The sequence below is a fragment of the Candidatus Bathyanammoxibius amoris genome (assembly GCA_024451685.1).
Classification (GTDB): Bacteria; Planctomycetota; Brocadiia; order Brocadiales; family Bathyanammoxibiaceae; genus Bathyanammoxibius; species Bathyanammoxibius amoris.
The window spans coordinates 183906-196371 of the sequence record JAMXCW010000002.1; the positions used below are offsets into that span (position 1 = coordinate 183906).

The following is a 12466-nucleotide window of genomic DNA, read 5'->3' on the forward strand; positions in this document are numbered from 1 at the left end:
TTACCTCCATTTCCAGAACGGCGAAGACAAGCCACTCTCCGAAAGGTCATATCCAACCCGCCGCTTTACCTGTAGAAATTCTACCAGCAGGTTGTTAAAGCTGAATTAAGACCGCATTAAGATTTGGTTAATGTATTAACACCCCCGAAAAACCCTGAATAATCGACATGCCTGTAATAAGGCTTCATCTCAGGAATTCAGAACGCTACATGAATATTGGTGTGATTTTCGCGAAGGTCCAGGGGAAAGGTACGGGATTCAACTGCCTGACTTTGGGAAGGTAATGGTAAAGGTGCTGCCGTGGCCCGGCTTGCTCCCGGCAAAGACTGTTCCCCCGTGAGCCAGCGCGATGTGTTTTACGATGGCAAGCCCGAGACCCGTACCGCCCACTTCCCTGGAGCGTGCCTTGTCTACCCGATAAAAACGTTCAAAAATACGGGCAAGTTTTGCCTCCGGTATACCAATCCCGGTATCAGAAACGGATAGTTCCACCTGCCCGTTCTTTTCGTTCGCTGAGATGGTTATTTCCCCGCGAGACGGTGTATACTTTATGGCGTTATCCAGAAGATTTGCCAGGGCCTGGTCCAGCAGGGTCACATCGGCATATATAGAAGTCAGACCTTCCGGTATGTCCACCGTAACGGTATGTTTCTTTTCGAGGATATGGTCGTCAAAGGTCCCGATGATCTTGTTTATAAACGGCCGGAGCTTTGTCTTTTTCAGTTCCAGTGGAATCTGCCCCGATTCTATCTTTGAGAGGCTGAGGAGGTCGCCAACCAGGTTGTTTAAGCGGTTGGTGTGCCTTTCAATAATAGAGAGGAATTTTCGGGCGTTCTCCGGCTCTTCAAGCGCGCCGTCCTTTAGTGTCTCCACGAACCCCTTTATGGAGGCCAGCGGCGTCTTAAGCTCGTGGGAAACGTTTGCCACAAAGTCCACCCGCATCTTCTCGAGTTTCTTCAGCTCGGTAATGTCGTGGGCTATTATGGCAACCCCCAGTTCAGTATTAGACTCCCTTATGGGTATTACGTGCAGGCGGAATATCCTCTTGCCTGGAATAAGGTCTGTGCTCTCAAACTTATGGACATTGCCGCTTATCAGCGTCTCCTTTATAAGTGTATTTAACTTTTCATTATCGAAGACCTCACGGATATACCTGCCCATGGTCTTTTTGCGGTTAAGACCGAACATCTTACAGGCGGCCCTGTTAATGAGGAACGCCTTCCCCTTCCTGTCTACCGCAAGTACCCCTTCCGTCATGCTCGAGAGGGTGGCGGTAAGCCTGTCCCTTTCACGGACCAGTTCCGGAAAATTTTCCTGCAATTTTGCTGCCATATCTAATCCTTGAACCTATAGCCTACACCACGCACCGTCACTATATACGGGGCATACTTGCCCAGTTTCTTGCGGAGGGAGGCAACGTGTACGTCAATGGTCCTGTCTACCACCACAGAGTGCTCACCCAGGACACCACTCATCAGGTCGTCCCTGGTAAACACCCTCCCCGGCCTCTCGGCCAGGTAGTGGAGGAGTTTGAACTCTGTTACGGTGAGCGGTATGCTTTTCCCGTTCAATGAAACCTCATGCCGCGCCGTATCGATGACAAGACCGTCTACCTTTATAAATTTTTTGGACCTTGCATCTCTCTCCGGCCTCCTCAACACCGCCTTCACCCTGGACGTGAGGATTCTGGGGCTGAAGGGTTTTGTGACGTAATCGTCCACGCCCAGCTCAAGACCCGCTACGACATCGGCCTCAGAATCCTTGACCGACAGGATTATGATTGGTATGTCGGCCGTCTTGGGGTCTTGCTTGAGTCTCCTGCAAACCTCAAGGCCGTCGAGCCTGGGCAACATCAGGTCGAGGAGCACGAGCGATGGATGCCTGCTCCTGGCAATCTGGAGCCCCCCCTCTCCGTCATAGGCGTACACCACCTTGAAACCCTCTTTTTCAAGGTTGTACTGTATCAGCTCCACCAGGTCCTTCTCGTCTTCTATTATGAGAATGTATTTCTTTGGCATTTTGCTGAATAGATTTTTAACCCTGTACGGGGTCTTGTCAATGATATTTCCGGTCTTTTTTAGAAACTTGATTTATATCGACTCTGTTGAGGCAGGGTGTGCGTCGTCCGCCTCTGGTCGAAAATCTGCCATGTTTGGAGGCAGGCGGACGTCCCTGCAGTTATTAAATCAAACCAGGAAGAGTCAATCACTCCTTAGCGCGTACGTGCCGTGGCCGCCTCAATAGACTCATATACTATACCCGTCAGTTCCGTCAACTTATCCGTGGTTATGGATAACGGCGGCATGATTACAATTATGTCGTCCAGAGGTCTTAAAAACGCCCCTCTCTTCCTTGCCTCCAGTATCACCCTCTGCCCCACTTCTTCCTCCGGCGGATACATTTTCTTCGTCCTCTTGTCTTTCACCAGCTCAATCCCGGCGATAAGGCCCAGCTGGCGGACGTCACCGACGGACTCTAATTCATTGAACCCGTTCAAACACTCTGTAAGAAGTTTTATCTTCGGCTGAAGTTTTTCGAGTACATCCTCATCCTCGAACAACTCAAGACTGGCAAGGGCGGCGGCACACCCCAGCGGGTGTCCCGTGTACGTGTGGCCGTGGTAGAACGTCCTGCCGCTGTCCCCCAGGAACGCCTCAAATATCCTGTCCGTCGCGAGGGTGGCGGCGAGCGGCATGTAACCCCCGTTAATGCCTTTGGAAAGGCACATAATGTCCGGTGACACGTCTTCGTGCTCGCAGGCGAACATCCTGCCCGTCCTGCCGAAGCCGGTCATTACCTCGTCAGCAATCAGCAAGACGTCATATCTGTCGCACAACTCCCTGACACCTTTTAAAAAACCGGGGGGATGTACTATCATCCCGCCCGCCCCCTGCACGAGCGGTTCCATGATTAATGCGGTGGTCTCACGGCTGTTTTCCTTCATTATCTCTTCTAGCTTCTCCAGGCAGGCCAGCCTGCACGTCTCACTGGAATCCCTGTGCAGGGGACACCTGTAGCAGTAGGGCGCGGGGGCAAATGTGACGTCGAAGAGCAGCGGTTTATAAAGCTCGTGAAATGATTGTATCCCGCCTGCACTTACGGCCCCCAGCGTATCGCCGTGGTAACTGTAATCCAGGGCGATAAACCTCTGTTTCAGTGGTGAACCCGTCTGCTGCCGGTATTGGAACGACATCTTCAGCGCCACCTCTACGGCGGTAGATCCGTTGTCTGAATAAAACACCTTGTTCAGCCCTCCGGGCGTTATCTCTACCAGCCTCTTTGCCAGTCTCACCGCGGGCACGTTGGACAGGCCCAACAGGGTGGAGTGCGCCATTTTATCCAGTTGCGACTTCACGGCTTTATCTATGTGCCTGTTGCGGTGGCCGTGGATGTTGCACCACATTGAGGATACGCCGTCTATGTACTCGTTTCCGTGAACGTCCCTCAGGGTCACACCCTCCGCTTCTTTTATTATGATGGGCCCTTCCGCCGCCAGGAGGTCCTTCATCTGGGTAAACGGGTGCCAGAGATATGCCTTATTCCATTCTTCCAGTTGATGGGTTTCTTTTAGACAAGTCTTTTTCATAAACGCTCAATAGTGGTTACGTCGACACGTAACCTAGTTTACCCTGCTCCTCATGGCATTTCTTTTGATATTTTCTTTCTCTTCTTCATTCAAGTCGGGTAGAGTCTCGAGGTATTCATCAACGCCCTTTGACCCTTTAGCCTTGTATACCTTATGGGCATCCTCAGTACGATTTAATATATATTGCCCTCTGGATGTTAACGCCGCCTCTTTTGCCGCTTCAGCAGTATCCTTTGCACTGGTGGCAGATTTCTCTGCAGCTTGCGCGGAACGTTCTGAAGCATTTGTTGACCGGTAAGCAAGGTACGCACAAATAATTGCTATAGCTAAACTGATGCAGCTGATTACATCCATTAAATCAAACTCCCATTTCATTTTTCTTCTATCCTACGACATTTTCAAAAAGATGTAGCGTGCGAGCTTGCTCGCACGTTGAGACTCCAACTCGACAGACAGAGTTAACTCAACCTATTGAACGTGGCAGCAAGCTACCACGCTACACAGAAAACTGCTTTTTGATGTAGGGACAATCCGTATCGGGTAGCACGGGGTCGTGCCAGAGGCAGGTCAAGAAGACCTGCCTTACCAGCCTCTCTGGTGCGTCGAGACGCACCCTGCTTCTGTGAAATAATCAGCCGTATACGCAGCACCTAGTCCCCATCAAACGCCACACTCACTTTGTCCCCCCTGGAGCAATTTAGTGATTCGCTTGCGCTGCCGCAGTTTACGGCCACCTCGAGATGTCCGGAGCTGCCAAAGAGCGCGAGCGGCTCGCCCGGACGGCCGTCCTGATATGTGGTGCTTAATTTACCGATTTTCTTGCCGCCAACAGTTACAGACGAGACGTGCGATTCAGACCTTCTAACCAGACCATGGTCAATGTTGGTAATCAGGTTTCCGAAATGGTCCACGTGGATCACCTCTCCGACCAGGGTGCCGTCTGGAGAGGTCTCGGGTGCAGGAAGGTTCACCTTCTTCAACAATCCTTTCAGGCTGCCCCCCAACTCCTCAGGTTTAACGCCCAGCGACAGGTGCGCGGCAACGGGTGCAAAGACGTCCCTGCCGTGAAACGTGTCACTTATTTCAGGCAGAAAAAACTCCGGGTTAGAAACCTCCACCAGTGACAGCACCTTTTCCCGGGCCACAATTGGTCCGAGGATACCGTTATCGGGTGCGAGGAAGATGTATCTGTGCGTCTGAACGCACACAATCTTTCTCTCCCCCCCTACGCCGGGGTCCACGACGGCCACGAAGATAGTGCCGTCCGGAAAGAATTTGTAGGAAGAACTTAGCAAGAACGCACCCCCCATGACGTCTTGCGGCCGGACGCCGTGGCAGAGGTCTATTACAAGTGCCCCGGGGTTGATACCGGCGATGACGGCCTTCATCGTGCCGACGTAGCCGTCGTCGAGGCCGAAGTCCGTGAGCAGGGCTATCGCTTTACCTTTAGACATTTTCCCAGAAACTTCCCCCTACAGGGATGGGGTGGTCCCTTGCAAGGAGCACGGCATAGCCGTGCCCTACCCCCCGTTCTTAGATACTTCCCACCATCGGAAATGGATGGTCACAGAAACGGCACTTCTTGTCCTCAAGTCCCACTATGTTCACGTAGTACCCGAGCCGTTCTATGAGTAGTTGTGCGCAGTTTGCGCAATACGTATTCTCGCCCGGGTGGTCTGCCACGTTCCCTATGTATACGTAGTTCAGTCCCGCATTCCGTCCTATGTCCCAGGCCTCCTCCAGCTTCTCCACGGGCGTAGACGGCAGGTGTGATAAATCCAAATAGGGATGGAACCGGGTGACATGCCAGGGCGTATCCGCTCCCAGGTTTTCTTTGATGGTCCCGGCAATCTCCTTTAGCTCCTCCGGGCTGTCGTTATAGCCGGGAACTACGTTTGTTATTACCTCCACGTGCATGTCCCACTTATTCTTTGCGCGTATTGTGGCATCAAGAATGGGCCCCGGGTCTTTTATCTTTGCCACCTCTTTATAGAAGCGGCTGCCGTCGAATCTTCCCTTAAAGTCAACGCGGAACGCGTCAAGATAAGGGCCTATAGCGTCCAGCGCCCCGGCCTCCACGTAGCCGTTTGTAACAAAGACCGTATAAAGTCCCTCTGCCTTTGCCAGCTTTGCGCCGTCAATGGCGTATTCCATCCATATAACGGGCTCGTTATAAGTCCATGCGATACCCTGGCTACCGCTCTTCTTGGCATTGTTAACGAGCTGTTCGGGTGAGAGTGTTTCTGTTCTCTCGGCGGACTTATCCGCCACCGCGTGGGCAATCTGCCAGTTCTGACAGTCACCGCATCGCATGTTGCAGCCCAGCGAGCCTATGGAGTAGGCGGCGCTGCCGGGGTAGAAGTGATACAGGGGCTTTTTCTCGATTGGGTCAGCACATACAGAGGAAACACGTCCGTATATGAGTGAATACAGCTTGCCGTCGACATTTTGCCTTGCCCCGCAAAGCCCCAGCCTTCCGGGCGCAATTACACAGCGATGCGGACAGAGAAAACACTGCAGCCTGTTGTCCCCTCCGGCCGGCTCATAAAACAGGGCTTCGTGTTTGAACATCTTACTTATAAGTTGGGACTACGATCTCGGTTTCGTCGGGGAGTGTGTCTTTGCTTACCGTCATGGTATCCCCCCCGAGAACCCGGACGTTTTCCTTGTCTTTAAGAAACCGCTTAACCCCGAACAGGGTAAATTTGCAGTCGGGCGTCTTGAAATGCATGGGTATTACTACGCTCGGTTTCAGCTGGTCTATAACCGACGCCGCCTCCAGGTATTCTATTGTGTACGCGCCGCCCGTGGGTATAAACAGTACGTCCGGCTTCCCTATGGCCTCTATCTGCTCCTTACTGAGCAGGTGGCCAAGGTCGCCAAGATGAACTATCTTCAGCCCGTCGACGTTAAACACAAAGACGGAGTTCTTCCCGTCTCTTCTGCCCTGGACGTCATCATGATACGTACCAACGTTGTAGATTTCTATGTCTTTTACGGTCTCCTTTATCGTCTGCCAGCCGCGTCCATGAAAGTCTTCGCCTCTCAGTATAACGGGATTGTTTGTATAAGGACGCACGTAATTATGGTCAAAGTGCTCGTGGCTGATGGTTATTACGTCGGGCATGACGTCGGGCAGGTCGTAGCCCGTCTCCTCACCCATAGGGTCTGTAAGCAACTTCGTGCCCTGGGACGACTCTATCAGAAAGCATGAATGTCCAAACCACTTTATAGTAACCTCGCCCGACGCGTGAACTACGCCACACCAAAAAATTAAACCAGTAAATAATACCAGCCAGAATAGTTTTTTCATCTCAGTTAATCTCTTTCTCCGTTTTCGTGCGTCTTCTTATAAAGAAAGGGCAGTGCGGCCAGCAGGCCACTTTCACTACCCTGTTTTGTCCACAGCAGTAAGCGCAAAGCCAGTCGCCGAGTGTGACGCATAACCTTTCGGCAGCCAGCCTGCCACAAAACACACAGTTAGTCATATTCCTCGTCTTCACGTGAACGGGGAACGTTAAGATTGCAGGGGCAACCTTTTATGGTTGTCCGCAAACCCGGCGCGTCAAGACGTATCCCGTACCGTTATTAAGCCTTCTTTCCGTACCTTATTTTTCCTTATTGTATCTATAACCCTGGGCTATGGGCATTCTCCTGCCATGCCCGAAAGCCTTGGACGTTATCCTCAGGGCAGGGGGGGCCTGCTCCCTCTTATACTCGTTTTTATCAATCATTTCAATGACATGCCTGACCGTTGGCTCATCATAACCCATAGACACGATTTCATCCACAGTCTTCAACTCTTCCACGTACGCCTTCAAAATGCCGTCCAGCGTGTCATACTCCGGCAGGCTGTCCTGGTCGATCTGGTTGGGCCTGAGCTCGGCAGATGGAGCCCTTGTAATGATACCCCTTGGGATAATTTCTCTGTCACGGTTGATATAGTCTGCAAGCTCGTAGACCATGGTCTTGGGTACGTCTGCTATTACCGCAAACCCGCCGGAGAGGTCACCATAAAGGGTGCAATAGCCGCAGGCAAGCTCACTCTTGTTACCGGTAGCCACCAATAGGTGGCCGAATTTGTTGGATAAAGCCATGAGTATGTTGCCCCTTATCCTGGCCTGGATATTCTCCTCCGCCAGGCCGGGTGAAGTGCCCATAAACGCGTCAAACAAGTCCTCCAGGTACTTGTCATACAAACCCTTGATGGGTATCTCACTCAGGGTTATGCCCAGGTTCTCTGCAAGTTTTTTTGAATCCTCGACACCCTCTTTTGAGGAAAACGGTGAAGGCATTGTCACGGCTGTTACGTTCTCACTGCCAAGGGCCGCAACCGCCAGAGGCACCACTACCCCCGAATCGATGCCGCCGCTAAGGCCGACAATCACCGTCTTGAACCCGCACTTTCCCGCATAATCCCTCAGACCCAGCACCAGGGCCTTATAGACGGCCTCTATGGGTTCGACCTGTTCCGCCGGCAGCTCCTTCAGCGGCCCTTTAAGGTCTACCACCACCAGATCCTCTTCAAAATCCCTGGCCCTGGCCACCAGCCTGCCCCAGTGGTCTAACACGCAACTGCGACCGTCATAGACCAGCGTGTCGTTTCCGCCCACCTTGTTCACGTACACAAGGTCGACGTTGCAGGATGCCGCACACCCGGAAAGGACCTTCACTCTGGCCGCATAATCGTCCATCGAATACGGAGTGGCAGCTATGTTTATAATCAGCCTCGCGCCCTGACTTATCAACCTCTTTACCGGGGCCGGGTCTCCAAGTAACTCATCCCCGATAGTAATGCCGATGTTCCTACCGTTAAAATGTATCGTAGAGAGGGCCGGGCCTTGCTCAAAGTACCTGTCCTCATCATAAATGTCATAGGAGGTTAGCACGGATTTGTGGTGTACGGACGTTATCCGGCCGTATTCTATAAACGCCGCGGCATTGTAGATGGTCTTTGAGCCCTTGTTCTTATCTCTGTCAACAAAACCGACTACGGCGGCTATGCCCGAGGTCTTTGAGGCCACCATCTCAAGGGCCTCAAGATTCTCTTGTATCAGCTTCGGGTTTTCAAGGAGGTCTTTCGCCGGTGAGCCCATAACGGCCATCTCCGGGAATACGACCAGGTCCGCCTCAAGACGTTTGGCCTTTTCTATGGCCGTCGTGATGAGTTCAACATTCTTATCGAACGCCGCCACGGTAGGGTTAATTTGTGCCAGTGCAATCTTCATTGTTTCATTTCTTTATCGTAATCGCCTGGGATTTATTGGCCTCTTTAAGGCCCTCTTCCGTATGTCTTCTGAGCTCCTCGAGCCGCTCACTCTTTCTTACGGTATAAGCTTGAGAGCTCCTGACGTCCTTAAGCCCCTCAGGCAGACGGGATATAGACTCTCTGGCCCTGTCCTGGATCTCTTTTATACCGGGCAGGTCTACTGTAATCTCCCCCTTCTCAACGACACGCTCCAGGAGGGGAACTCCCCCGCATGTCTCATTTTCCAGACAAAGTACGTCGTGCGTGTAAACACCGTTCCTGTCAGATAACCGGCAGACCTGTTTCCTTGAGGGATAAAAGACCTTGTCCTCGCTGAACTTCATCCTTGGTGTCATCTTACCATCCCGTTCCTGCTCCACAAGTTTGTATATGCCGCCAAGGGCGGGCTGGTCCCTGGAGGTCACCATCTCCGTGCCGACCCCGAAGATGTCTATCGGCGCGCCCCCCTTGAGGAGTTTGTCTATAAGATACTCGTTAAGGTCGCCACTTGCCATGATTTTTACGTGAGTAAGGCCGTCGTCATCCAGTATCTTTCTGACCTTCTTGCTCAATTCCAGCAGGTCGCCGCTGTCAAGCCTGACGGACAGGAGCCGGTCCTTTGTGACTACCCGTTTTGCAAGGTGTGCACCCCTGACGGTGTCGTAGGTATCTATAAGCAGCGCTGTATTCTCAGGAAAGACCTTGTAGAAGCGGCGGAACGCCTCTTCCTCGGTATCAAAGGCCATGACCCATGAGTGCGCCATGGTGCCAAGGACGGGTATCCCCAGTTCGCGCCCGGCAAGCACGTTGGACGTGGAGGTACACCCGCCGATAAAACAAGCCCTGGCCGCAAGCACCCCTGCCTGCGGGCCGTGCGCCCTGCGGCTGCCAAAGTCGGTCACCTCCCCGCCCCTGGCCGCAAGCACCACGCGGGCCGCCTTGGACGCCACCAGGGTCTGGTAATTTATCGTCGCCAGTAGATACGTCTCCACCACCTGGGCCTCTATCATCGGCGCGGTCACCCTTAATAGCGGCTCCTCCGCAAAGGCCACCGTGCCTTCAGGCATGGCGTACACGTCTCCGCTGAAACGGAAATCCCCCAGATAATCAAAAAATTTCTTCCCCACCCCCTTAAACGACGGATGCCGTCTCAGATAGTCTATGGAACCCTCAGAAAACCTCAGCGTCTTTAAATAATGAAGGGCCTGTTCAAGCCCCGCCGCAACCAGAAACGAACGGTTTTCCGGCATCTTCCTCACAAACAGCTCAAACGTGGCCCGGGTGTTTACATCATTTTGAAAATACCCGGCCGCCATGGTAAGCTGGTACAGGTCCGTAGCGAGACCGATGTTGTCATCTGTAATAAATAGGGATTTTGGTTCTCTCACAGGCGCAGTGTCCAGACTGGAATATTTAGTGCAAACAAACTATAGACAAATAAGGGCATTTTGTAAATATGAAAAAGTTCTTGACCGCCGCGTCCTAAATAAGCAGTAATATTGCAGGTTTTGTACTCTGTAGCAGTAGTTCTGGCAGTATCAGGGAGGGGAACCAGGTGCTGTACGGCAAATCTATCTCTGGAGGAAATAAATGGTGGAAGAGATTCGTGGTCTGAGGGTGGCGGCGGAACTCGCGGCCGTAGCGGCGCGCACGGCACCCAAATCAAGGGGTGAAGATTTTGTAAAGATAGCTATCGTGGAGGGTGATGAGCTCAAGCGGCTTGCCGACGCCATGGTGGATTACGGTGTTAAGAAGGGCAACAAGGGCTTTGAAAGGGACGGCGGCAACGTGCGCGATTCGGCGGCCATGCTCCTTATCGGCCTGAAGGACGCCACGCAGCTTGGGCTCAACTGCGGCGCCTGCGGCTTCCCGACCTGCGACGAGCTCAAGGCAAAAGAAGTCGAAGAGTTTAAGGGCCCGCAGTGCGCATGGAGACATCAGGACCTGGGCATAGCAGTGGGCTCGGTCGTAAAGACCCTCAGTATACTTAACATAGACAACCGGATTATGTACCGCGCCGGCGTGGCGGCCAGAAAGTACGGCTTCTGCGACTGGGACATGGTCATGGGCATACCCATGTCAGTCACCGGCAAGAACATCTTCTTCGACAGGAAGGCGTAGTATTTATGGCCTGTCCGTATTCCCCTCCCCCTTGACGGGGGGAGTTTATTGTCTCACCCTCCCCCTTGACGGGGGAGGGTGGGGTGGGGGTGAATAATCACCCTCCCCCTACCCCCTCCCATCAAGGGAGGGGGATAAAAAGCAACACGTCAGAAACAAAAAGAGGCACACTAATTATGAGGGAAAGAAACCAAACGTAATGAACAAGAACATAGTATCCTACAAAGTTTTGGACTAAGACTATGAACACACTTTCAGGCAAAAAGGTATTGGTGACTTCCGGGCCCACCAGGGTGCCGCTGGACGACGTGCGCTTCATTAGCTCCAGGTCGTCAGGCAGGCTGGGCGTGGAGATTGCGCGTGAACTCGTCTCGCGGGGCGCCGAGGTAACCTTTCTCTATGGTTCCGGCAGTATGCGGCCCGACTCTGACGAAGGAAAAGGAGTGCGCCTTATAGAGGTGGAGACGGTTGACGAACTGATAAGGGCCGTGAAGGATTTGGGGCAAGAGGCATACGATGCGATATTCCATGCCATGGCCGTCTCCGACTTTGCCCCTGAGAACACGAGAACGGGAAAGGTCTCAACACGGGAAGAAGAGGCATGGGAGATAAGACTGGTTAAGACGCCGAAAGTAATCGGCCTTATCAGGGAGACCTGGCCGGGCGCTATACTGGCGGGCTTTAAGCTTGAGGCGGGCCGGGGCCGGAAAGAGTTATTGGTCGAAAAGGCCAGGGAACTGATATCAAGCTCGGGCGCGGACCTTGTCATTGCCAACGACCTTACTGAGATTAAGGGAGACCGGCACGTGGCCTACATCGTCTCCAAAACGGGCGAGGCGGTGGAGACCGCTCATACGAAGAAGGAAATAGCCGCCAAACTGGTGAGACTTACGGAGGACAGGCTTCGCTGAGACGTCCAAGCCTTCCCGGGGACGTCAGAAGCCCTTGACAAACTTTATGTCAAAATCGGCGACGTCTCTGGCATTAACGCCGTAGATGGTAATCTTGAACGGCTTGGTCGTACCCGTCGGCACATCGGTAATGTTCAGCACGTTGTCTCCCAACGGTCTTCCCTTTTCACCATAGACCACCATCTTGATAAGCACGAACTGGTAATTCTTTGTGCCGCTGTTTTCCAGTTTCCCGGTGAAGATGGTGTTTTCGACTATGCCTTTGTACTCTAAATTAGTTACATAAAACCCCTGCCCTATATCTATCAGCTTTTTCGACTTCTTCGTAGACGGTATCTTTCTGGGCTTCGCCGCCTTTGGTCCCCCGCGCCGCGCCGGCAGACCCTTCTCCAGGGCCGTTACCCGCCTGTCAACGTCCTTTATCTGCGACATAAGCTCCTGCAAGGTCTCCTCCAGGGCAATTATCTTCTCCATAATCCTGGCCTGAGAGTCATCAGCCATCAATAAACCATCACGCGAACCCAGAAGCATAAACAGAAACAACGCCGCCATGGGCAGGTTAAATCTCCAACCGGTACCGCTTTTACCTCCATGTCCCGC

Annotated in this window: 12 protein-coding genes; 2 read left to right on the plus strand and 10 right to left on the minus strand. The window is 52.8% G+C overall.

What is annotated here, in order from left to right:
- Positions 1-258: 258 nt before the first annotated feature.
- The 9 genes from NOU37_02300 to NOU37_02340 form a co-directional block, all read right to left on the minus strand.
- The gene (locus NOU37_02300) at positions 259-1332 is read right to left on the minus strand and encodes an ATP-binding protein (protein MCQ4574064.1); all 1074 of its coding nucleotides are present in this window, start codon (positions 1330-1332) and stop codon (positions 259-261) included.
- Between the two features lie 2 nt (positions 1333-1334).
- A complete protein-coding gene (locus NOU37_02305; GenBank protein ID MCQ4574065.1) occupies positions 1335-2018 on the minus strand; it encodes a response regulator in 684 nt (227 codons plus the stop codon).
- Between the two features lie 194 nt (positions 2019-2212).
- Positions 2213-3586, minus strand: coding sequence for an adenosylmethionine--8-amino-7-oxononanoate transaminase (bioA, locus tag NOU37_02310; GenBank protein ID MCQ4574066.1), 1374 nt, complete (start codon positions 3584-3586; stop codon positions 2213-2215).
- Between the two features lie 33 nt (positions 3587-3619).
- The gene (locus NOU37_02315; GenBank protein MCQ4574067.1) at positions 3620-3961 is read right to left on the minus strand and encodes a hypothetical protein; all 342 of its coding nucleotides are present in this window, start codon (positions 3959-3961) and stop codon (positions 3620-3622) included.
- 275 nt (positions 3962-4236) lie between these two features.
- The gene (locus NOU37_02320; GenBank protein MCQ4574068.1) at positions 4237-5040 is read right to left on the minus strand and encodes an SAM-dependent chlorinase/fluorinase; all 804 of its coding nucleotides are present in this window, start codon (positions 5038-5040) and stop codon (positions 4237-4239) included.
- A gap of 79 nt (positions 5041-5119) precedes the next feature.
- Positions 5120-6157 (minus strand): AmmeMemoRadiSam system radical SAM enzyme, encoded by a 1038-nt coding sequence (amrS, locus tag NOU37_02325; protein MCQ4574069.1) that lies wholly within the window; start codon positions 6155-6157, stop codon positions 5120-5122.
- A gap of 1 nt (position 6158) precedes the next feature.
- Complete coding sequence (locus NOU37_02330) at positions 6159-6899, minus strand: MBL fold metallo-hydrolase (GenBank protein ID MCQ4574070.1); 741 nt, start codon at positions 6897-6899, stop codon at positions 6159-6161.
- Positions 6900-7194: 295 nt separating this feature from the next.
- Complete coding sequence (locus tag NOU37_02335) at positions 7195-8814, minus strand: NAD+ synthase (protein MCQ4574071.1); 1620 nt, start codon at positions 8812-8814, stop codon at positions 7195-7197.
- A 4-nt stretch (positions 8815-8818) separates the two neighbouring features.
- Positions 8819-10222 carry a nicotinate phosphoribosyltransferase gene (locus tag NOU37_02340; GenBank protein ID MCQ4574072.1) on the minus strand — a complete coding sequence of 468 codons (1404 nt, stop codon included), beginning with the start codon at positions 10220-10222 and terminating at the stop codon, positions 8819-8821.
- A 202-nt stretch (positions 10223-10424) separates the two neighbouring features.
- Here NOU37_02340 and NOU37_02345 point away from each other — a divergent pair, with 202 nt between their 5' ends.
- A complete protein-coding gene (locus tag NOU37_02345; GenBank protein MCQ4574073.1) occupies positions 10425-10955 on the plus strand; it encodes a DUF2148 domain-containing protein in 531 nt (176 codons plus the stop codon).
- A gap of 242 nt (positions 10956-11197) precedes the next feature.
- A complete protein-coding gene (locus NOU37_02350; GenBank protein MCQ4574074.1) occupies positions 11198-11866 on the plus strand; it encodes a phosphopantothenoylcysteine decarboxylase in 669 nt (222 codons plus the stop codon).
- A 24-nt stretch (positions 11867-11890) separates the two neighbouring features.
- Here NOU37_02350 and NOU37_02355 read toward each other — a convergent pair whose 3' ends face one another.
- Entirely contained in the window at positions 11891-12418 is a 528-nt protein-coding gene (locus NOU37_02355) for an FxLYD domain-containing protein (protein ID MCQ4574075.1), read from the minus strand.
- Positions 12419-12466: the final 48 nt, after the last annotated feature.